Source organism: Paenibacillus sp. B1-35 (genome assembly GCF_050474385.1).
In the GTDB taxonomy this organism is placed as follows: domain Bacteria; phylum Bacillota; class Bacilli; order Paenibacillales; family Paenibacillaceae; genus Paenibacillus_B; species Paenibacillus_B alvei.
The window spans coordinates 1,497,182-1,520,070 of record NZ_JBCHVJ010000001.1; the positions used below are offsets into that span (position 1 = coordinate 1,497,182).

The following is a 22,889-nucleotide window of genomic DNA, read 5'->3' on the forward strand; positions in this document are numbered from 1 at the left end:
TTTGCCAACTTACCAGATAATATCAAGGAATGAGGCATCATCCCCTAGCCATTCACCATTCGTATGCTCAAGTTTGCGACGCAGCTGCTCATCCTTCGGTGGATCTTGCCTATCATCCAGATCCGAGAAACCATCCGTATACACCAACAGCCGAGATGGAATTCGACCTTCCGCCTGCTGCTGCCAAGTACATGCTCGCCCGCCAATCAAACCGCGAGCAGCTGACCAACGCTGTCTGGTCGAGTTTGACCCTCCGAGAAACTCGCCGCTCTCCTGTCCGTGCTGCCATAAGCGAAGCCTTACATCTCCATGCCAAGCTAGCCAAATGCGATGGTACGGATGTATGCCATTAAAGACGTCAACCCGACCACAAATGAACATCGTTTCACTGCCAATCCTTTTTTTATCCTCAAGCACATCTCGCAGCAGCAATGGAAGATCCGATGGAACCGTTAAGCGCGACATCTGTTCGGCGGCACATTCACGTAAAGAATGAAGATATTCATGGAAAGAAGCTTCATTCCGCTCTGCATGGCCAGTAGCAGAAATCCAATTCAGGAGATGAGTTCCTAGAAAGTGCGCGGCAAAATCTCCCCGATAGCTCAAGCTAACTCCATCACACATGATAAAGCTGAGCGCATTTTCATCAATGCGAAAAGCTAAAAAATCTTGATTATTCTCTTTATAAAGCGCCGTTTCACCCGCTTTAGCGTAGGCGAAACGGCAGCGAAAAGGCGATTGCACAATCGTCGTTAAAGGCTGATCCACCTGCTGGTTAGATGTAAAGTGATAGGATGTCAGACTCATGCGGATTCACCTTGCCTTTCCCTCACATTCCAAGCTGTATATGTATTGAGGAACTTTGAACTTCTTTTGTTGCGTGCCGGATTACATTCCGACTTCTATGTATCATCTAGGCAAGGGCTGCCGTTAGTTTCAAAAGCGATTAACGCACAGGGGTAGCGGCAGACATTTGGAAGCCAATCGACACTAGTTCCGGACAATTGCCTGGCAGCATCATGTAGGCACCTTGAGCAAGATGATAATCCGCCTCCACCAACATTTCGCGATAACTTTCCGGCAAGACCGATGACATGCTGCGAAGCTTCTGCGCATGCTCATCCGTTAGCACCGTATCATGCAATATCCCTTTCCACCGTCGCGGCTCCTCAATCGGTGTATCCAGCATATAATCCGTTATAAAAATATTTTCAATAAGAACATTTCCATCCGGAACGCCCATCTGCATAATTCGTTTTGCGATAGGCGCCGGATCATCGCCTGTAGCAACTCCATCTGTCATATGACAGATGAGAGGAGCCGGGCAATCCTGCATATAAGGCAGCTCTGCCTCCAGCAATCTTTCCGCTTGCAGAAATGCCTTGGCCGCATCCGAAAAGCGAACCGGAGTCAAATCCGGCAATGCTCCCATACTTGCAATCTCATCAATTCCTTTAATTCCATTCAATACATCATACACATCATCACTGTATGCTAAGATGGCTATCCGATAGCGAGGTGTCAGCCTATGGCCTTTCGTTGAACGGAACACCATCTGACGAATAGCCTGAGATAATGCGTCATACACCACATCAATACGCCTTTTTCCAGCCATCGTCATGTTCATAGAGGCACTAATATCTATTAAATATATGAGAAGTGCAGGTGTTCGCTGTGAAGCCTGTATCGTGTAGTTCATTCGTCCAGTTCACCTCATATCGTGTATTCATAACACTCTATGTTCCGAATTAAATATCCGGTATTTTATAGCTTGTATCTTGCAAGAATTTATATATATGTGCTGCTCTTGTTCCGACTTTCCCGACATTCTTGAAAAAATCTGGATCCTTTTCGTAACGCTCTACGAACTCTAAGGCATAGGTTTTTGCATTTTTCATATTGTCCTGCTTGATCGCATTATATGTTTTATTGTAGGATGCTATCAACAGAACAACATCTCGGTTGCGAACCTTCTTAAGCTCAGCAGCCTTCTTCGCAGCCTGTTCTGCTTCCAGCCGCTTACGTTCCTGTTGACGTCCCTGTTCACGTGCCTGTTCGATACGGAGCTGTTCGTCCCGCTCCTTCTTCCATGCTAGATACTTCTCATATTGCATTTGCTGATCATACTTGGCTCGGAGACGTTTGCGTTCTGCCGCCTTCTCAGCTGCTTCCTTCTTCTTCTGTGCTTCCAGCTGTTTCGCACGCTGTGCTTCCGCTTTTCGCTTTTGCTCCTCCTGCTTGCGCTGTTCCTCCTCACGCAGCCGTTTAGCTTCCTCTTGCTTCTGTTGCTCTTCCTTTTGCTTCCGTTCCTCTTCCGCCTTCAACTGCTGATTCTGCATTTCTAGCTGCTTCGCATCGAGAAGCGCCTGCTCTTCCGCCGCCTTCGTAGCAGCATTTGCATTCATCATGCTTGCCACAACGGCACCGCATCCAATGATCACTACCGCTGAAGCGATACAAATGATAGAAATCGCACGTTTACTAAACTTCCCCTTACTTCCTGACTTTTGTTGCACTTCCGCAGCAAGCTTATGCTCTAAGTCAGCGATGGCAGCAGTCAATTCGATTTGCATGGGGCTTCCGTCCACAACAAAATGATGAGCGGAACGATATACTTCCAACGCACCTTGCAACTGACTGCGCCCTTCCAGCTCTCTGGCTTGGCGGAATAATCGATTCACGATATCAGGATCTGCTTCATCACATGCAGAAGCAGCAGCTATTTCGTCTTTTTCCGTTAGTACAGCAAAATGTACTGCGTTTTCCGAGTCGGCTATCATCGGTTTTGAATGTTCAGAATTCGATAGAGCATCCTTACCTTCCTTATGTTGAACATGAAGCGGAGCATCAATCGCCATCTGTTTCTCTTCATCAATTCCATTAAGAACAACCAGCCACTCGCCGAAGGTCGGACAGCTGCTTAAATCTTGGCTTTCCCAAGCGCGGGTCAGCAGCTCCGCGACTTTATTCCCATAGAGCTCCTGCAATTCACGCTTCAATACCTCGTACCGATCACATGATGTTTGCATCTCACGCTGATCGAAATAGCTTTCTCCCCATGATTTCTGCACAATTTGCGCAGACGACCATCCCAGCATTTCTGCCAGCAGGATACTGCCCGCGAACCGATCCGCATAAGCGCTCCACATGCCGCTTAGAAGCGTTCGATGTGCAGCATATCCTGGAGAACCACTGAATAGGACGTCTGGACGATCCAGCTTGGGACTGTACAACTGCTCTACATCAACCAATTGTATCGGTGAGGCATTCGCGCTCTGCTTAACTTCCGAGAAAAAAGGAAGCATGATGTTCGGCGCAGACAAATCACAATGTGCTAACCCCCTCTGCTCCATACCAGAGCATATACGAGCCAGGGATTCGGCCATGAGTAAGCTCTGCTGGCGTGTCAGCATTTTGCGTTCTGCGACGATATCCAACCAAGTAGGACCATAAATCCACGGCATTGCCACTGCATATAGCAAGTCCGTATGTTTGTGGATCAGTCCTCCGTTTTTCTCAGGGGTTAATACGCTCCGACTGCACACCTTTAACCCTGTCAACTCACTATAGGACTCTAGCAGCTCGGACTGATATACCATAGAAGGGACACGATACTTCGGGTTGAATACTTTTAACGCCTTCGCCTCTGCAGCATTTCCTTGGGGTGGGAGAAGCTGATAGATGACACCTTGTCTGCCTGCCTGCGCGTAGACGAGTCCAGGAGCTGCCGGATGTTCTCCGAACCGATATTCTGTATCGTGAATAATGATCGTATCTCCTGGTTGTGGCTGAAATGACATTGTTTCCTATCCTCCCGGATGATCTTCGATATGATGTAAGAAAAACCGGGAGTATTTCCAACGCCCGGCTTCCTCTTCGTATTTAATATTAAGAGATAAATAATTACCGCTGTTCGTCGACAGTGCGAAACTTCTGTGCGATCGCCTTCAGCTCTTCACTAATCGTATTTAGAGTTTGTACGAATGATTGCATCTGCTTGCTTGCCTCCTGGAATTCCTGGAAGAAGCGCTGCTTCGTCATCCCTTCCCATTGACCCTCCATGCCTTGGATCGACTGAGTAAGAGACGCTACGATTTGTTGGCTCTGGTCTCCACCTTGCTTAAATTGATTTGCTACTTGATCAACCTGTTCCGGTGTAATTAATATGCGGCCTGCCATGATGATCCCCCCCTTTGGTAGACAATTGAATGAAAAGTAAATATTTCAAATCTATCTGCCCACAATTGTACATGAATTCTACCGCCCTATTAAAAGAGTCTCCGGTCCCAAATCTATAAAGAGGACTCTGGAGCCAACGGTACACGTTGGAGAACAAGCTGAAACTGCTCTTCTTCTTCATTGGTATAGCCAACATGAGCAATCACTTCTATATCTTCATGATTGAACAAGTAAGAGTAATTCTCGTCAATATATCCCTCTGGATACACAACGCCCAAATAATCGAACAACCGATTCGTAGTCACCTGAAGCTGCTTGCGGCCGTAAATCACTAATTTCTTACTTCCTTCACGCAGCAGCACTACAGAGCCGAGCGGAAGCAATTCATTCTCTTCCTTCGCAACATGTTGTTGCCCGACTTGATTCTCCATCATTCATCCTTCCCTTTCTACTCCTGCATTCCTAAACCTTTGTGTAATTTCAGAACTGATGCGTTGAGCTTATATTAAAAACAATACACACATATAGGGTCGGGTGCTGTTCCGAAAAACCTGTCCAGCATCATTGTTGTATAGTGCTTATGTCACAAATTAAAACCGTCTGTTAAACCTATTGGAGCATCAGCTAGGAAGCAACTTGCCTGCACTGGCACTTCCGAACATATTGGTTACCTTGTTTACAACTTTGCCGGCTGCCTTTGTCGCACCACTTTTCACCGCTTTAACCCCTTCCTGAACAGCTTCAGTAGCTGTTTTCGTTCCACTTGTAACGGTATCAGACACAGTATCCACTACAGTATCTACGGCATCCACCGCATGGGTCTTGATCGATTTGCCATTAATCGTGACCTCTGTAACCATGGAGATCGCTGCTCCAGTCGCAAGGCCTACTCCTGCACCAACAATTGTGCCTGCAACAGGAACGACTGATCCGACCCAAGCGCCCACTGCTGCGCTTGCTGCCATCGTGCCGACTCCAATCGAGCCATTTACGACTGCACTAGCTGCAGCACGACTTGGGCCTCCTTTGTCATAATCAGTCATAACTGCCGTTCCTGTATCATATGCCAGCCCAGCATATCCAAGCTTCGCACTCCAGCCTTTAATGGATAGCGACTCTTTCGCTGCAACTGCCGGATCTACGAATTTCCATACATTCGTATGATTCGCTGCATTAGATGCCGCATATCTCGTTCCCTGTATCCCCTCAGACAGCGCGAACTTGGATCTCGCCCCACTGATGGTCGCATAGCCATCTCCACGCACATTGACATTGAACCCGCTCTTCCCCATATTCATCATGCGATAACCATCTTTCCCATAACCATACATTTCAGGAACCGTAGGCTTCCAGTTCCATCCTGATCCCTTATCCTCTTGCTTACCAATTGCTCGCACAACCGCATTCGGATTCGATATGGCTCCTACCTGAGTCCCTACAGCAGGGATAATTAACGATGCCCCCCCAATCCCGATCGTTGAATATAGTGACGCCGCCGAACCGATCTGGTAAGCTTGACCCAGTATCGGGTGCGCTTGCTGATCAGCCGTTTGGAACTGATCAGCCTTGGATTGAAGCTGCATGCTTAATTCGTACAAAAGCGTATGTATTTGAGCAGATAACCGTGCAGCCTGCTGCCATTTCTCTTCGACAGCAGTCTTAATAGATGCCTCCCACTCTATTGATTGAAGAGACCGTTCCAATGACGATTGAATAGCTTCCAATTGCTCCGCTGTTGCCTGCAGCTGACGGCTCCCCTCACGAAGCGCATCCGGCGTAACGATAATGCGCACGATATCACCTTCCTTCCTCCATAGAATGCTGGCGATTCCAATCGATTAACATACTCTCCAGCTGTTCCTTCGTTGTTAAAGTTGCAGTTAACCAATCCTCATCTCCCTTAGAACTCTGCCGTATGAGCCAATTTCGAGCTCCTCCGACAAGAAACGCAGCTCCCTGCACATCCCACGTCTTCTCATTCCACACGAGAAATAACATCTCACCAGATGCTGTCCGATGCTTCAGAGAATGCGCAAGCGCAAATGCTCCCTCTTCCTCGCCATCGAAGGTCATAAGCTGGCTGACCATTTGTTCAACGGTTAGTTCATTTGCTTGTTCATATAGCTTGTGAAAGTGCCTCTTAGACAGCATAACAGCCGTTATATCGCTCTCATCCTGCTCGGCCCAATGCATCCGATTCACAATGACAGAACATGCTTCATTCGTCGAACCATATTCAAGAAAGTAGTACATATCCGCTTGTTCCTGAGCCTGTACTCGTTCTATAGTCAAGTCATCCGTAAAGTGAAAATACCCTTCATATTCCTTGCGACCAGGCTCAGCGACTGTATCAAGGAAGCGAACCCAGCAAGAGCGATTCGCCAATCCCGTCACAGCTACAGTCGAATATACGTGTGATGGTATCCCAAGCTCTACGCCGCCTGGAGCTTCGGTCAAATAACCTTTACGCAGAAGCGATGCTTTGACTTTGTTCCATTCTTCTGTAATTTCCTCTGTCAAGTATCCGCGGAATGGATCCTCGACCCCCAGCAAGCGATCCGACCCAATAATGCCGGCTAGAAAATACAGTTCTTTTTTGCTAAGCTCAATACCGCTTCTGCCATCATGAGCTTGCTGATGCGGCTCATTGCTTGTCATCAATGTTTCCACCCCCCATCAGACCCGCACTTTCCAACGCCTGCTTATCTGTGTTGTCCATGCGGCCGGAGTCCATTTTTCATCGTACGGTACAACCGTCTTTATTTTCACAAATTTCCGCTTTACAAAATAACCTTGCCCTGAAGGGAGAACTTTAGACCCATTTAAGCTCGAAGTTTGGGACTCCGAGATCGGAATACGGAAAAAAGACAGATCATTCGCATCAATCGATCCAAATAAAAACCCGGCTTGCGAAGCCCGAACATCATTGAACCAATCAACGCCGAATGTCGGAAAATCAGATGGTACGCCAGCTAACACCATATGTACCCCTCTGTCCCTTCCTTGACGGACGATAGCAGACAGTTGATCCTTCACCGTGTAGTCGGTCAGTTGCTTGCACAGCATATCCGCATCATCCATTACTAGCAGTATTAACGGATAGCCACCGTCCTTGCTCCGAGTCGTCACTTCACTATATACATGTTGGACAAATCCAGGAATTCGCTCTTCCTCTGTTACGATTTCTCTTACATGAGGCAGATCTTTCAAGGAAGCAATTCCATTATCCCCATAACGTACATCGATTGCATAGATATGCAGCTGTTCAGGAGACATGTAATAAGCTAAGGACAACATCCAACTGATTAAGAACGTCGTTTTGCCACATTCCATAGGACTAGCCACGATGAAGTGCGGGCCTTCCTTCAAGTTAATTAAATACGGTTCCAAATCATCGGTACGAACACCGACCGGAACAGGATGCCACCGCTCTGCTTGGAGAAGCTCCGCGCTGCTGTCTTCCAGGTTCTCTTCGTTCAGCTTCAACAGATCACTTAGTCGAATTCTCTCTGGAAGGCTTCGTATCAGTGGAGCAGCAGTCCCTTGCCATGCTTTATCCAACATCCGTATTTGTGAACGCAGCTCCTGTACCCGATCCACATCGCTCTGTCCTTCAGCAGGGTATGCCGTTTGGAACTCAACAGGCGCTCCCTTCCACTTTACAAGGCCACGTCCGGCCTGAAGCCCTCCTAAAGCTCTGGTCGGCCTTCCGACAGCAAAATAATAATCGCTCGGATCAGCCAATTCGTACGATACAGCATTCGAAATATTGCTTCTATACTTGTCAAAAATGTCGGTTACACGGTTGGCTGTAATTACAAAAGTAATAGCCAAACTTCCTCCTTCTCGAAGGAGATATTCAAGGCGCTCATTTTCATCCGGATAGGAGGTACGGAAGTTTGAGTAACCGTCAATGACTATAACAATATTCGGCACAGCCTTCTTCGTCACCTGCCGATACGAAGCAATCGTCTTCATACCAGCTTGAGACAGCAATTCCATTCGTTCCGTGACCATCGCTTGCAAATAACGGAACAGTCTCTTTATTCGATCTTCATCGTCACCCGCAATGACTGCCCCGATATGAGGAAGGGCTGCATAATCATTCATCATTCGCCCCGTGTCCACAACATAACCGTGCCAAGTCTCTGGATCATATTGTCGGGCAAGAGACATGAGGAGTGTCTGAACGAAGGTCGTCTTCCCAGTTCCCGGCATGCCGTATACAGCCCAATGCTCATGATCCAAGTCAATGCCAAGCGGTTCCTGCCGCTGGTTCATTACATCATCCAATAGGCCGACGACAGGCTGTAATCCCTGTGTTCCATCGCCAACAACATCTAACGCCCCCGGTTGTTTGTACAATTCACTTAACTCCAGTTCATGAGGCAGAGGTGCGAGCCAAGGACCCTGAAGCCTAGCAATTCCCTCTCGATCTGCCGCCTCCACAGCCAGCTCAATGAATGCTTGAAGCTGCTTCTTCGGCTCCTCTTCTTCATAAGCGGATGATAAGGTATCACTATGAAGGAGCGGCTCTCTCTTCCCGTTAAGGCGAACCTCGCTCACTTCAATGCGCAGCGGACGCCCTTCTTTGGCCTTGACTAAATAAGGAGCTCCACTCCAAGCAAATTGCAGTTCTTCGAATACTTCATCACTTCCAACCTGGAAGTAGCCGCGCCCAGGATGTGTAATCCAAGCAGCGTTAGGAATTTTCAACATATCCCGGCTGTCACCTTCACTTTGCACACGCAAGCAGATGCGGAATCGTGTATTACTCCATATTTTCTCATCTACCACACCCGCCGGCTTCTGGGTAGCGAGTAACAAATGAACTCCTAGCGTGCGGCCTATTGCCGCAATACTGATAAGCTCATCCATGAATTCAGGCTGATCTTTCTTAAGCTGAGCGAATTCATCGATAATAATCATTAAATGCGGCAGCGGCTTTTGATGCCGTAGTGACGACTTGTAGTATTCATCGATATGCTGCATATTTCCAGCATCATTCAATACGCGCTGTCTACGTATGAGCTCAGCACGCAACGACACCTTCGCACGTTCAATCAGGTTATCGTCCAAATTCGTAATGGTACCCACAACATGCGGAAGCTTCCCAAATATATTAGACATCCCACCGCCCTTATAATCAATCAGTAGGAATACAACATCATGAGGGTGGTAGTTAGCAGCAAGAGAAGCAATCAATGACTGAATAACTTCACTTTTGCCCGAGCCCGTCGTCCCTGCGATTAGACCATGCGGACCATGGCCCTTCCGTTCAATCTTGTCATGCAGATTTAAGGAAACAAGCTTCCCGCCGGGACGAACACCGACAGGTACAGGCAGCGTATCTGGATATCGATTCTGATTCCAATGTTTCGCCAGTTCCAACTGCTCAGCTTGTTCAACCCCAAACATATCGAACAAGGTTAAAACAGGAGGTAAATCCGTGGCAGCCGAGCGCTTCAACCGGATTGGCGCCATATAACGAGCCAGCGTGTCAATTTTGTCATCTGACAAATGATCCATATGAAAAGATTGCTGTATAATTCCTTCCTGATCCGTTTTTTGCGTTGACACTCCCGCTCCAGCGCCCACCTCTACAATTAGCCGGCATTGCATTGGAAGCCGTTCCTTGCGATCGGACAGTACAATGGTGCAGCTATCCACACGGCCTGCTTCTTCCAATAGAATTGGGTATAACGGCTCTTCCTCTATCAGTAAACTGTCGGGCAGCAGCACAACATAGATCGGAAGCGCCTTTTTCTTCTTTCCACTTGTCTGGAAGCTCTTGCGACGATTCAAAATACCGTAGAGTTGATCTGCCAGTTGATGCACCATGCTTCGCCGATCCGCCAAGTAGCGGACAGTCCGCTCATCATTCCATGTATGCGGCAGCCATCTTAGCCAGCTCCAGTCATCCGCATCGCGTTCATCATAGAGGGCAGCGAGTTTCACTTCATCAGGTGAATGCTTAGTCGTAAGCTGGGCAATCACAATACGCACCGCATCCATTACCGCAGCCTTATCGCCGACAATACCTATTACCTTGGAATCATACAACGGCAAAGTAATGGGAGCCGCTTCGACAGTACGAAAGTCTTGTTCAAGCTTGTGAGCTGCATCAATGAGCGGATCCTTCTCATATCCATCTATTCTAGGGGTAAGTATGGGCATATAAAAAGGCACTTCTCCGGTGCCAATGCGGACTTCCATAAAATCATCGTCGGTCGGCCCGCGCTCCCACAGGCTACTATTACGATTTTTCACAAGTTGGTAGCACACATCCGGATCACCATGAATCGCTTGCATAGCCGCTCGCTGTTCTTCCTGCTTCGCTTCAAGTTCGAGTCGGTGCTTCTCTAGTTGAGCCATGTACATCCGACTTCGTTCTTCCTTTTTGCGTTGGTAGGCCTTTTTGTTGCTTAGATATAGAAAGAAAGGCAACGTATAGGACATAAGCATCATAGAGATGGTTATCATTTGAAACATCATATAATTGCTGCTGCCCATCTTGCCTGACATAGACATATATATGTAAAAACCGATGCTGACCAATGTCATTACAATCGGAATAATGATGGTAACTATAGAGAACGTCGGTCTCGACGGTTCTGCAGGAGGACGCAATATTTCAAGCTTCTCCTCAGGCAATTCCGGCTTGATTCGAGGCGATCTCTGATACATTACATTCACATCGAACAACTCCTCGTCTCGTTCCTCTTCTCACGATTCTGCTTGATCATCCATTTCATCGAGTTGGAACAAGGAACGACTTCCATACGATGGGATTGCCTCATTCGTCGTGGAAAATGCTCGCTGCACACGGATATACGCGCCTTCACGGACACCCGCCTCCAGCAATCGCACCTGTTCAGGAACAGTAATCCACAGCCCTTCAGGTTGCTTGACCTCCAATATATATTGCATATGATTTTTAGGCGGTTCACCGAATAGCTTCAACCCGAGAATGGCCTTGAGCTGCACCCCTGTGCAATCATCCGCTACATCGATGTCGAACCAATCACGGCTCTGTCTGCCAAAGGAGACGGTAAGGATCATAAGCGCGACACCTCTTTTACAATCATGAAGCGATATTATAACCTTAGCATCATATGGTTAATAATGTCAATTCATGTCGGAACTCTATTCTAATACGATCTTCCTATTTTTACTAATCCAAATCGATTACTTCTCTGTTTAGTATATATTGGGATGATACAATTTCAATATGCCCAAAGACGGGGTTTCTCCCCTGTTTATCCCCCTAATAGACTGGTCATAGAGATACAATATTTAGCTTTTGTTCCCTCGATAGTGCGCAACTACCTGCTCTGCCTTCTGATGAATAATAGTTACGATCTCCATCGGTTCAAGGACATAGGCATCCGTTCCCATACCGAATAAAATATCTGCTAAATAACTGATTTCGGAACCTGCTATGTCCATATGAATGAATCCAGTTCCTTCTTCACGCACCGTCATCGCTTTATCCAGCCATGGATCGGCTTGACATTTCCGTACGCCAAGCTTGGTCAACTCAACACGCAAAGGAACATGAACGGAGCCGTCTTTATGTTGTGGAGGTTCGAACCACTCCTCCAAGGTCAATAGATTGATCGGCACATCGGTATGTATACGCTCCACTTCTGCTACCTCAAGCATGCAATCCGCTCGGAACAATCGGTATCCTCTTCTCTTCATACAATAAGCTGGGCAATACCAATAGCCGTTGTGGGCATACAATCCGATTGGGACAATTTCGCGCATTTCAACTCTCCGAGTAGAAGCATACCTGATTTGAAGTGTTCTTTTGTCCAGTGAAGCATGAAGCAAATGCTGCAAATGAGGGATATCCTGTTCACGAGGGGGAACCCAGAATCGCACACAGCGCTGCATGGCATCAATTTGCTTTTGAGTCGCAGCAGGAAGTACTTGATAAAATTTCGACAATGCCTGCATAGCCTCTTTACCAAACGGTATCGTCTTATACTCCTGCAGCAATTGAACTGCAAAAAAGATTGCAAATGCCTCTTCCTCCAGAAATGAAAGCGGCGGAAGCAGCTTTTCCTTCAGCAAGCGAAATCCGCCATTTCGCCCGTACTCTGTATATAATGGAACGCCTAATTCCTCTAAATGACGCAAATCTCGCAATATCGTTCGCACAGACACACCGCATTCTTCAGCTAGCTCCCGAGCCGTGAATTGCTGTTTCTTATTTACAAGCATCATTAATTCAATCATTCGCTGGGATTTATTCATGTCGGAACGCCTCCTACCTGTAATAAAGAATAAGCTATAAACTATGACATCTTTTGTCATGGTTAGATGTTACCGTATAGACAGTTTCCATTACAAGGAGGATTTTATATGATTAGAAAAATGGAGTGTGCCGCATTATATACGGCAAATGTCGAACAATCTGTTGATTTTTACACTGCGATTGGATTAAAGAAAAGCTGGATCATTGAACGTCCTTTGCCAGATGGCGGTACATGGACAATTGTCGGGATGTCTTTTCCTGAAGAGCACAGTTCAGAGCTCGTCCTGCAGAACAACAAAGAGTTGAAGGAGATCGATATTGAGCTGCTGGTTGACGATATATATGATACCTATGCTAAGCTCAAAGAAAGATCAGATATTCATTGGATTCGCGAACCGTTCCCTACCGAATCTGGCCATGTGGCCGTGATGGAGGCTCCCGATCATAATGTGTTCGTTCTAGTAGGAAAATAGGGAAGAGTTAGTTAGAATGGATCTTCATGCAAATCCGATTGGCGAAATGGGAAGAGACTCCCGCAATTATACGCTTTTTCTCCAATACAATAGATCTGCGCCACGATGGCATGGCGAGCGGGGAGCTGTACTGTCCTGATGGAGTCGCTGCTGCCATAAGACGTAAACAGTTGCTCGTCGTAGTCAGCGGTCTTCGTATAGCAGGCGCCCTGCAATTCTACCCGCGAAAAGGGAGCGAACGTATTTCACTATATCAATTTGCAGTAGCTGAAACGTATAGAGGCCAGCATTTGCTGCGACAAATGCTGGATACGCTCCCCCCCATCCAATAGAAGCTGCTTGTCCCGCTCGGTCCAGCTTCAATGCGTACTATGAGCATAATGGATGGGCGATGGAGGGCGCCAGTGAAACCCGCAATCGTTGGGTGCTTGATGTATAACTATAAAAGCGAGGGAAGGACTATATTGTCCTTCCCTTACATCGTTTCACTTGCTTATTTATGGGGCAAGATAGCCTTTTTCCACTGCGCTTCGAATGAGTTGTTCTGCCAGCTTGCCCAGTTCAGGGGCTCCATCGCGAATCGCTTGAATCCGCGCCAACACCTTATCGCTCGTCACCTTATGCTCCTTCCACGACTTTCCTTCTGTCAAATAGTTATGCAGCAAAGGCTGAAGTCGATCCAACGCGGCAGCAAATTGAGCCTCCTGTGTTTGACGCTGCTCATATTCCGTCCATAATTGAGTAAGCTCAAGCTTCTGATCTTCCGGTAGAATGCCAAATAAACGCTTGGCCGCCTTCGACTCACGTTCGTACTTGCTTGCATTCCCCTCTGCATCATACGCAAAAGTATCACCCGCATCAATTTCGACCACGTCATGGATTATCAACATTTTGAGTACGCGGAGCAGATTCAAGTTTCGTTCACTTGTATATTCGTGCAGCAGTATCGCCATTGCGGTCAAATGCCAGGTATGCTCTGCATCATTTTCATGGCGGCTTCCATCAAGCAAATAAGAACGGCGAAACACATTCTTCAATTTATCAATTTCCTTCACAAATTCGATCTGCTTCATTAATCTTTCATCTATGCCCGCCATGATCGTCATTCTCCTTCATCATTCTAACGTTATCCGGTGCAGAATCGTTTCCTGCAGACGCTTATATCTATTATTATCTCATAGCAATCGTGAATTGCATAATGGCAAAAAACACGATATTCCATGATCTAGTCCAAAATTCAATAAATTTTTCCTAGTGCTTTGGAAATAGAGGAACTATAATAACGATGATCCATGATACCTATGCGAAGAGAGAGGAGCATATAACAATGACAACTTCGAGATGGAGTAAAATGATAGCCGTAAGCACAGCCTGCATCATTACTTTGACCTCATTGACTTCTGTTGCATCAGGCCATCCTGGACGTACTGACGCTAAGGGCGGCCATACTTGCAAAACCAATTGCGCCAAATGGGGACTAAAGAATGGGGAATACCATTATCATCATGGAAGTTCTTCATCTTCATCCAAAAAAAGCGGCTCTAGCAAGTCCTCATCCCCCAAAAAATCCAAATCTACGAAATCAACAAAATCAAAAAAATCTTCAAAAAACAAGTAAAAACACAAATCAGCCCCAAACATCGGAGCAATTAGGCTCGCTTCGTGCTTGGGGCTGTTGCTATGTATTTATGACCATTTCGCTGCAGTCAGGTTATGACTCTAATTGCAATTGCGCAGCTACGCGTGCTGCCACCTTTTCAACCAATTGATCAAAAAGTTCTGTGTCTTCCCTTTCTTCTCTAAATGAGGGAAATCCGCCCCCCTTTACTCCCATTCGATTACGAATCGACACCAGTTCGGATACCTGATCACGCGACAATTCGTTCGCATGGCCAATCAGTCTGCTCGCATACATGTACATCAGTGCATAATGCTCCAATGACTCCATTCGGAAATAAGCCTCCGTCATATCACGCCCCCATGTCAGCGCGCCATGGTTGGCTAGCAGAACTGCATGATAATCCTTGCAATATGGCGCAATCGAATCCGGAACCTCTTGTGTTCCCGGTGTTGCATATGGAGCAACCGCCACTTTGCCTAAGTTCACGATTGCCTCAGGCGAAATCGCTTGATCAAGATCTATACCAGCAATCGCAAATGCGGTTGCCGCAGGCGGATGAGCATGGACAACCGCCCTCACTTCAGGATTTTCCGCGTATACTCGCAAATGCATTCGAACCTCGGAAGAAGGCTTATATGTACCTGCAAGCACGTTCCCCTTCATATCCATTTGTACCAGCATATCGGGTGTCATATAGCCTTTACTGACTCCCGTCGGCGTTGTCCAAATCGTATTCTCATCGGACTTTATTGAAATATTTCCGTCGTTGGCCGCAACATAGCTCCTTGCATACATCCTTCTGCCGATTTCACAAATGAAAGCTTTTACATCCATGTCTGAGTTGAGTTGTGTCATATTCACTCGTACCTCCTGTTATCAGGCTCGTGTCCATATTATGAAGAGGTGTTGGACGATCTCAGTCCTCAGCACGACCTACTTAAATTTTCGTACTTTACACATGTTTTGTCAATGTATTATGTTGCTTTATATTGTTTTATTACAGTTCATAAAATCGTAATTCCCGATCGGGATATGATATAATAAGATAAAATCGATTAAAAAGCGGAGAGATTGCACAACATGTTGCCAATAACCAGAAAAACAAAAATTAAAGACATGATTATGGAAAAGAAAAGCGTAACCGTCGCAGAACTCACTTTACTCTTTCAAGTTACAGAGGAAACGATTCGAAGAGATCTGAAGCAGCTGGAGGAAGAAGGGATACTCACCCGCACTTACGGAGGTGCATATATTCCAGACGGTGTGCAAAACGATATAAATATTCAATTGCGCGAGCATATTCATGTCGATGGGAAGAAGCGCATAGCGGAGCAATGCGTACAGTTCATTTCAAACGGGGACTCTATTTTTTTAGACGCTTCCACGACCTCGCTATACCTTGCACAACAGATTCAGGATCAACGTCTGACTGTCGTCACCAATTCAATCAAAATCATCAATGAATTGTTGGATAAACCTAGTGTGCATTTAGTCATTATTGGCGGAGGAATATCTTCCGGCTCCATGTCGGCCTTAGGCAGAAATGCAGAATTGAATATGAAGAGCTATTTCTTCGACATGGCATTTCTTTCTTGCCGTTCCATTAGTCTTCAGCATGGGCTGACGGATTCAAACGAGCAGCAGGCTGAAGTACGACGCATTGCTGCAGAACGAGCGAACAAGGTATATTTAGCGGCTGACTATACCAAATTCGATCGAACCTCATTTGCAAGCATCTGCCCTTTGGATTGGATTCATACGATTGTGACCGATCAACGATTGGACGATACTTGGCGAGAAGCAGCCAACACGAAGGGAATTTCGCTTTACGAATGCGAATAATCGAATTACAGACATCAAAATAATCCCCCAACAGCAACTCGTCGCATCTCTATCTAGAAGTTGCTATTGGGGGATTTTCTCTTATTTATAGATAATGATCGTATCGCATTTCTTCCATTAATCTATCTACCCCTGCTTTGCAATAGATTCCTTGCGGAACATGTCAGGCAGCGATTCTGCAAATGGGGGATACGCAATCCCATGCTGCGTCACGATTGCCGTAATTAGCGTGTGATCCGTGACGTCAAAGCTCGGGTTGTACACACTCACACCTTCTGGAGCCATCGGCTGTTCATACCACTTGCTTGTCACTTCACTATCCGGCCGCAGCTCAATACGGATGTCATCCCCGGTTTTGCATTCTAAATCTATCGTAGACAGCGGCGCGCATACATAGAACGGAATACCATAATGCTTGGCAAGGATAGCAACTCCTGAGGTGCCAATTTTATTTGCAGCATCACCGTTCGCCGCCACACGGTCGCAACCAACCAGCACGGCTTGTATTTTGCCTTCCTTCATGACAATGGATGCCATGTTATCGCAAATTAAGGTCACATCGACGCCGGCTTCCTTTAACTCCCAAGCTGTCAATCGAGCGCCCTGCAGCAGTGGCCGTGTCTCATCTGCATATACCTTGAATTGATAGCCTTGCTCTTGCCCTAGATGAATAGGAGCAAGCGCAGTTCCATACTTCGCTGTCGCGATAGCGCCCGCATTACAATGCGTCAAGATCCCCCAATTCGGCTGCAGCAGTGACAGCGCATGGCGCCCGATGCTCTCGCATACTTGCTCGTCTTCGGCTCGAATCGCCTCTGCTTCCTTCCTTAATGCTTCCTTAATCGCTGCAACGGAGTGTCCTTGTTCTCGCTCCAGCCTCGCTTTCATACGATCCAAAGCCCAGAATAAATTCACTGCCGTCGGGCGCGACGAACCCAAGTACTGCTTCGCCTTGTTAAATTCTGCGGCAAATGCCTCATACGTATCGGCAGGGGAACCCTTCACAGCCAGATACACTCCAAATGCCGCTGCAATGCCAATTGCAGGCGCACCGCGCACCTTGAGGTGATAAATAGCGTCCCATATATCTTCTAGCTTCTGAAGCTCGAGATATACGGTCTCGTTCGGAAGACGTGTCTGATCCAGAATAACCAGCGTATCCTTCTCATCCTCTAATCGAACCGATGACATCATGCTGACTGTATTGCTGCTGTTAACTTGACTCATCCTTCCACCCTCCCCTTCTTCTAGCGGCTGTACATTTCACTGCTTGAACTGATAATACGGAAATAATCACTGCCCTTTATCATATCAGAACGCTCCATAATCAGTCGCTTGCCCATCATGAGACACATCCGTTCAGCACGTTCTCTTGCAGCAGCATCTGCGATTGCTGCAATGTCCTTTACATGAGCGATACCAAGCGTTCGCCGGCACAATTCCAAGCCTGCGACACCCGCTGCATCCTGCATTATCGAATCGAGATAGTAGCGATCGAAGCCTGGATACGCAGCCGTCTTATCTCGAACAGAGGTGGACCACAGTGCCAAAAATTTGAACTGGAACCGGTCAACGATCTCCTGAATGGTATCAGCGAGCCATTCCTTGTGCTTCTCCTTCAAATCACCTGATTCCATCGTACACTCAGCATTCACATAGGCAAAAATAAGATTCGCCACAACGTTCCCTACGTCATAGCCTGCCGGCCCATAGAAAGCAAACTCAGGATCGATTACTTTCGTCGAATCCTGCTTGACGAAGATTGAACCTGTATGTAAATCACCATGGATGAGAGATTGTGCATGCGTCATGAATTCATACTTCATTTTCGCAGTTTCCAGCAACAGCGCTTTATCTGACCATAGATGCTCAGACGCAAATGCGCGAATCGGTTCATAAACATCGTTCCGCGCACAATCATAAAACGGTTCCGTATAAACCAGGTCTTCCGTAATCTCGCATAAGTCGGGATTAATGAAAGCCTTAACCCGCTCCTTCTTCTCCTTATGATTCATAACCACATCAGAAGTAAGCAGCAGTGTGTTCGCCATAAATGTCGTGATATGGTCGACAAACAGCGGGAATTGCTGCCGGTCTAATAATGCCGTACGCATAATCACATGATCGGACAAATCCTCCATCACACAGCAATTCATAATCGGGTCATAGTGATATACCTCAGGAACGAGCCCTGGTGCCAGCTCGTTGTGAATCTTCAATATCTCGCTTTCGATTCGATTGCGGTCAGGAGATACCTTGAATTCATCAGATATACGAGCAACAGGACCTGCTTGCTTAATAATAATAGAGCGCTGCGACTCCTCATCTACGAGCCGGAACACATAGTTCAAGTTGCCGTCGCCAATCTCCGTGCAGGTTAAGTTCGCATGTTCAGGAAATACATTCAGCTTCGTTAACGTATAGTCGATTACATCTGCTTCTTTCATTGTAAAGTACGTCGAATATTTCATATTCCTTTCCCTCCTGAAGCGTCATTTTTTCTTGTAATACGTTAAAGCCAACGCGAATGCAAGAACCGTTCCCTTCACAATGTCCATCGCGTAGTAAGGAACAGACATCATGACTAGACCATTCTGCAGGATACCAATGAGAATCGCTCCAACAAACGTACCAAATGCATTCGGCTTCCCTGCTCCCGCTACGGAAAAGCCGATGAAGGCAGCCGCAACAGCATCCATCAAATATGGAGCCCCTGCATTAACTTCTGCTGTCATGACACGAGAAGCAAGAATGATGCCGCCGATAGCTGCAAAACCGGCAGACATCAAATAAGCTATCACCCGATATTTATTAACCGCAATACCGGACAGCTTGGCAGCCTCCATATTCCCGCCAATAACGTACATATATCTGCCGTGCTTCGTATAATTCAGGAACACATGAACAATTATCACAACGATGAGCATGATGAAAATAATCCAAGGAACTTGTCCAATCTTAGAAAATAGCGCGCTTATTTTACCGGTTGCAAATGACCCGTCTGGCATGACCATGTTTTGCGAGACAGTAGCGCCTCTTGTATACGTAAGCGCTAACCCTTGAATAATGAACATTGTCGCAAGTGTCATGAGCATGTCGGGAATTTTGACCTTCACAATCATAAAAGAGTTCACCACACCTGCAACCAGACACACTGCAATTGCTGCCAGAATGGCGACTAAGGAGTTTTGTGAATGCCAGACAAACATAGAAATGACTATCGCATTCGCAAGCGAAGCGACGGAACCGACCGATAGATCGAAGCCGCCAACTGCTAACGAAATCGTAATCCCGATCGAAATAATCGTAACGATAGAAATCGAGCGCAAAATATTAATAATATTGGACGGCAACAAAAAACTATCTGACAGCGAACCAAAAACCGCAATTAATAGCAGAATGGTAATAATCGTACCGTATTTATATAGGAAATCGAAAAAGTCAAACGATTTGGGCGCTCTACTTGGAGCTTGACTACGACGAATTATACTCATGCCTATTTCCCTCCTGTTGAATAGAACAATAATTCTTCTTCATTCGTATCGTTCGTGTGCAGCTCCTTCACGATATGCCCGTCGTACAATACGTACACACGATCCGTAATCCCCACGATTTCCGACAATTCACAGGAGGCGTAGATTACACTCTTCCCTTGTTCTGCCAGCCTCGAAATGAGTTCGAAGATGTCCTTCTTTGCCCCAACGTCCACACCCTTCGTAGGCTCATCGAATATGTACACTTCCGCATCAGCCAATAGCCACTTGCCGATCGCCACCTTCTGCTGATTGCCCCCAGATAAATGTTGCACCTTTGTCTGCTCGTTAGGAGTCTTTATGTCCAGTTCCCCGATCAATCTTTCAGCTTCTTCTCTCTCTTTGCGGAATTGCAGAAAAGACCCCCACCTGCAAAACTTCGATAGATTCACAGCGGTGAGATTATTTACGACCGACTCAAATATTAATATTCCTTCCTTGCGCCGCTCTTCCGGCACAAGTGCCAGACCAGCCTTTACCGCATCATAGGAATTGCGAACTTTCAGCACACGTTCATGAAGGAGGGTCTGCCCTGCTCGAATGTCCGACGCCCCGAACATGGCCTTGCACAATTCCGTCTTGCCCGCTCCAACCAATCCGGCAATACCCACGATTTCGCCTTTGCACACGTGCATATTAATATTTGCAATTTTACAGGCATCTGACAGATTGCGAACCTCAAACTGCATATCGCCAATGGAACTGATCCGTTCAGGAAACTGCTCATCCAGCTTTTTGCCCAGCATGAGCTCAACGGTTTCGTTTGGACTTGTATCCGAAATCCGCATCTTCGTAACAAGCTTTCCGTCCCTCATAATGGTGATATCGTCACAAATTTCGAACAACTCCGGCAAGCGGTGAGAGATAAAAATAACCCCCACATTTTCCGCCTTCAAATTGCGCACGATGCGAAACAGCTCCGCAGTCTCTGCGTGGCTCAGAGGTGCCGTCGGCTCGTCCAAAATTAGAAAACGGCATTTTTTCGAAATCGACCGCGCAATGAGCACCATTTGCTTTTCTGCCAGCGTTAATTCACTTATCAGCTTCTTGGTAGGTACCTGAACGTTCATCCTCCGCAAAATTTGAGCAGCTGCGGAATGTATAGCATTCCAACGCATCCAATGCTTCGATCCCATCGCGTGAACCATCTCATCCAGCATAATGTTCTCTCCTACCGTCAGATAGGGGACAAGCGCTGTATCAACTTCCTGGTATACAATCTGAATGCCAAGATCCTTCGCATGGCGAGGCGAACGAATCGTCACCAGCTCGCCATCCATCCGAATTTCGCCGGTATAGTGGCTGTAAGCACCCGACAATGCCTTCATCAAGGTTGACTTCCCTGCTCCATTAGCACCGATCAGCGCATGTGCAGTCCCTGTTTCTGTCGTGAATTGAACCCTGTTCAGTGCTTGTACACCGGGAAATTGTATTGAGATATCCTTCATTTCCAGGAGTATCTTGCTTGTCTTCTCCATCTCCCTGCCCCCTGTCACCGTAAGCAGGCAAGCGCTGCTTGTGCTGGCCGGTTGTTAAATCCGGCGCTTGCCTGTCCGCTGTCACTGTGTATACATGTAGCTCGTGTTATTGAGACTTATGAGCCTTCTTGAGCGCCTTCATCCAGTCTTCCTCGAATTCTGTGCTCATGCCCCAGCCTGGAATAATCTTATTGAGGCTCTCCATGTTGACACCATCGCCTAATGAGTTCAGTTGTACTTGAGTAATCAAGGTCGGCTTGAGATCATACTTTGGAGGTGTATCTTCGCCAGCAATCTTCTTCGCCAGCAAACGCAGGTTAACTGCGCCGATTACCTTCGGATCAACAGCAGCGGTTGAGCTCCATGGGCTGTCTTTCTCCTGCATCAATTGCAAGTCTGCGTTCGAGACGTCGATGCCATAAATTTTAATTTCTTCACGACCTGCTTCTTTCAACGCCCGCGCAGCTCCGATCGCGAACGCATCCCATGTTGCAAAGATTGCATCAATTTCGCCCTTGCCATGCTTGGTCAGCATCGCTGCGACTGCATTTTGCGTTTGTACCGATGTATCTGAAGCAGCAACGCCAAAGCGCTCTACTTCCTTAATGCCGGTATTAGCCTTCAAAAATTGCTGATAGATTCCGTTGCGGGCTACCATTGGAGGAAATCCGTCAACCCACAAATACACAATATTCCCCTTTCCATTGAGCTGTTTGTTCATGCTATCGAGAGCTAAGGTTGCTAATTGTCCATCATCCTGAGAAGTCATCGTTACGCCATTGACAGAAGATACTTCCGGAACAGAATCGAATGTAACGACCGGAATGCCCTTTTCTGTCAACTTTTTCACATCTTCAATCGTAGCAGCGTCATCACCGTGGGAAATAATAACCCCGTCATACTTCTTGTCCATTGCTTGTGCAATCGCATCATGAAACTTGGCAGAATCATTGTTCGCAGAGAACGTATCTACGACAAAGCCCATTGACTCGCCTTCCTGCTTCGCTCCTGCCAAAAATTGCGCAGTATGGTCGTCACCGCCGATTTTGCGAATCACCATGATTTTTATATTTTTCTCTTTAATTGATTGTGGAAGATCGGAAATCGCCCCCTTATCCACCTCCGCCTTGCTTGAGGAAGATTTGCTTCCCGTAGAGCACCCAGTTGCAACAAGCGCTACAGCCATTAAGGAAAGGACAAGTACTTTGAACATGCTTCGTTTCATCGAATACACTCCTCAACAATTTGGATAAATTAGATAATCCACGCGCCTCGTAATTGGTTTATTTTACCTGTATTTGATCTCATACTATCACCATCATTGTGGAATCGCAACGAATAATATTGTTTGTTTTGGAATTATGTTGTTTTCTGTCTGTTTCTAGTCGACATCCCCCCTCATGCCTAATTACGTTAACAATCTGAATTGCGATGATCTTGGCAGCAAGCATCCCCCCTTAGCGAAATATACGCCTGTTCGAACTATCTGCATAAGTGTGT

At 46.7% G+C, this 22,889-nt stretch carries 21 protein-coding genes; 4 read left to right on the forward strand and 17 right to left on the reverse strand.

Annotated features, from left to right (window positions below):
• Positions 1-9 precede the first annotated feature (9 nt).
• The 10 genes from ACQ5BJ_RS06480 to ACQ5BJ_RS06525 form a co-directional block, all read right to left on the reverse strand.
• Positions 10-807: a hypothetical protein gene (locus ACQ5BJ_RS06480; protein ID WP_367667553.1), complete on the reverse strand. Its 798-nt coding sequence runs from the start codon at positions 805-807 to the stop codon at positions 10-12.
• A 139-nt stretch (positions 808-946) separates the two neighbouring features.
• Positions 947-1,699, reverse strand: a complete 753-nt coding sequence (locus ACQ5BJ_RS06485; RefSeq protein WP_005546518.1) for a vWA domain-containing protein — start codon at positions 1,697-1,699, stop codon at positions 947-949.
• A 49-nt stretch (positions 1,700-1,748) separates the two neighbouring features.
• Positions 1,749-3,800, reverse strand: coding sequence for a hypothetical protein (locus ACQ5BJ_RS06490; protein WP_430109140.1), 2,052 nt, complete (start codon positions 3,798-3,800; stop codon positions 1,749-1,751).
• A 103-nt stretch (positions 3,801-3,903) separates the two neighbouring features.
• Complete coding sequence (locus tag ACQ5BJ_RS06495) at positions 3,904-4,179, reverse strand: WXG100 family type VII secretion target (protein ID WP_005546515.1); 276 nt, start codon at positions 4,177-4,179, stop codon at positions 3,904-3,906.
• A 113-nt stretch (positions 4,180-4,292) separates the two neighbouring features.
• Positions 4,293-4,610: a DUF4176 domain-containing protein gene (locus tag ACQ5BJ_RS06500; RefSeq protein WP_005546513.1), complete on the reverse strand. Its 318-nt coding sequence runs from the start codon at positions 4,608-4,610 to the stop codon at positions 4,293-4,295.
• A 189-nt stretch (positions 4,611-4,799) separates the two neighbouring features.
• The gene (locus ACQ5BJ_RS06505) at positions 4,800-5,972 is read right to left on the reverse strand and encodes a WXG100 family type VII secretion target (RefSeq protein WP_430109143.1); all 1,173 of its coding nucleotides are present in this window, start codon (positions 5,970-5,972) and stop codon (positions 4,800-4,802) included.
• Between the two features lie 4 nt (positions 5,973-5,976).
• Entirely contained in the window at positions 5,977-6,837 is an 861-nt protein-coding gene (locus tag ACQ5BJ_RS06510) for a hypothetical protein (protein ID WP_430109146.1), read from the reverse strand.
• 18 nt (positions 6,838-6,855) lie between these two features.
• Positions 6,856-10,875, reverse strand: coding sequence for a type VII secretion protein EssC (gene essC / locus ACQ5BJ_RS06515; protein ID WP_430109149.1), 4,020 nt, complete (start codon positions 10,873-10,875; stop codon positions 6,856-6,858).
• A gap of 30 nt (positions 10,876-10,905) precedes the next feature.
• Positions 10,906-11,241, reverse strand: coding sequence for a hypothetical protein (locus ACQ5BJ_RS06520; RefSeq protein WP_289355904.1), 336 nt, complete (start codon positions 11,239-11,241; stop codon positions 10,906-10,908).
• A 234-nt stretch (positions 11,242-11,475) separates the two neighbouring features.
• Positions 11,476-12,441 (reverse strand): helix-turn-helix transcriptional regulator, encoded by a 966-nt coding sequence (locus ACQ5BJ_RS06525; protein ID WP_430109152.1) that lies wholly within the window; start codon positions 12,439-12,441, stop codon positions 11,476-11,478.
• Between the two features lie 108 nt (positions 12,442-12,549).
• Between ACQ5BJ_RS06525 and ACQ5BJ_RS06530 the strand changes: the two genes are divergently transcribed.
• Together ACQ5BJ_RS06530 and ACQ5BJ_RS06535 are read left to right on the forward strand one after the other, a co-directional pair.
• Complete coding sequence (locus ACQ5BJ_RS06530) at positions 12,550-12,915, forward strand: VOC family protein (protein WP_430109155.1); 366 nt, start codon at positions 12,550-12,552, stop codon at positions 12,913-12,915.
• A 26-nt stretch (positions 12,916-12,941) separates the two neighbouring features.
• Positions 12,942-13,247 (forward strand): N-acetyltransferase, encoded by a 306-nt coding sequence (locus ACQ5BJ_RS06535; protein WP_430109157.1) that lies wholly within the window; start codon positions 12,942-12,944, stop codon positions 13,245-13,247.
• A gap of 165 nt (positions 13,248-13,412) precedes the next feature.
• Here ACQ5BJ_RS06535 and ACQ5BJ_RS06540 read toward each other — a convergent pair whose 3' ends face one another.
• Positions 13,413-14,012: an HD domain-containing protein gene (locus tag ACQ5BJ_RS06540; protein WP_005546499.1), complete on the reverse strand. Its 600-nt coding sequence runs from the start codon at positions 14,010-14,012 to the stop codon at positions 13,413-13,415.
• A gap of 254 nt (positions 14,013-14,266) precedes the next feature.
• Between ACQ5BJ_RS06540 and ACQ5BJ_RS06545 the strand changes: the two genes are divergently transcribed.
• Positions 14,267-14,533 carry a YHYH domain-containing protein gene (locus ACQ5BJ_RS06545; RefSeq protein WP_327195523.1) on the forward strand — a complete coding sequence of 89 codons (267 nt, stop codon included), beginning with the start codon at positions 14,267-14,269 and terminating at the stop codon, positions 14,531-14,533.
• 93 nt (positions 14,534-14,626) lie between these two features.
• Here ACQ5BJ_RS06545 and ACQ5BJ_RS06550 read toward each other — a convergent pair whose 3' ends face one another.
• On the reverse strand, positions 14,627-15,391 hold the full coding sequence (locus ACQ5BJ_RS06550) for a class II aldolase/adducin family protein (protein WP_268599735.1): 765 nt from the start codon (positions 15,389-15,391) through the stop codon (positions 14,627-14,629).
• Between the two features lie 225 nt (positions 15,392-15,616).
• On the opposite strand from ACQ5BJ_RS06550, the gene ACQ5BJ_RS06555 reads away from it, so the two are divergent.
• A complete protein-coding gene (locus tag ACQ5BJ_RS06555; protein ID WP_262866583.1) occupies positions 15,617-16,378 on the forward strand; it encodes a DeoR/GlpR family DNA-binding transcription regulator in 762 nt (253 codons plus the stop codon).
• Positions 16,379-16,504: 126 nt separating this feature from the next.
• On the opposite strand, the gene mtnA is transcribed toward ACQ5BJ_RS06555, so the two are convergent.
• The 5 genes from mtnA to ACQ5BJ_RS06580 form a co-directional block, all read right to left on the reverse strand.
• Entirely contained in the window at positions 16,505-17,605 is a 1,101-nt protein-coding gene (mtnA, locus tag ACQ5BJ_RS06560) for an S-methyl-5-thioribose-1-phosphate isomerase (protein WP_268599736.1), read from the reverse strand.
• A 20-nt stretch (positions 17,606-17,625) separates the two neighbouring features.
• A complete protein-coding gene (gene mtnK, locus ACQ5BJ_RS06565; protein WP_005546489.1) occupies positions 17,626-18,849 on the reverse strand; it encodes an S-methyl-5-thioribose kinase in 1,224 nt (407 codons plus the stop codon).
• Between the two features lie 21 nt (positions 18,850-18,870).
• Positions 18,871-19,872 carry an ABC transporter permease gene (locus ACQ5BJ_RS06570; RefSeq protein ID WP_430109162.1) on the reverse strand — a complete coding sequence of 334 codons (1,002 nt, stop codon included), beginning with the start codon at positions 19,870-19,872 and terminating at the stop codon, positions 18,871-18,873.
• Positions 19,873-19,874: 2 nt separating this feature from the next.
• Positions 19,875-21,389: a sugar ABC transporter ATP-binding protein gene (locus ACQ5BJ_RS06575; protein WP_262866582.1), complete on the reverse strand. Its 1,515-nt coding sequence runs from the start codon at positions 21,387-21,389 to the stop codon at positions 19,875-19,877.
• A 106-nt stretch (positions 21,390-21,495) separates the two neighbouring features.
• Positions 21,496-22,614: a sugar ABC transporter substrate-binding protein gene (locus tag ACQ5BJ_RS06580; RefSeq protein WP_005546481.1), complete on the reverse strand. Its 1,119-nt coding sequence runs from the start codon at positions 22,612-22,614 to the stop codon at positions 21,496-21,498.
• Positions 22,615-22,889 lie beyond the last annotated feature (275 nt).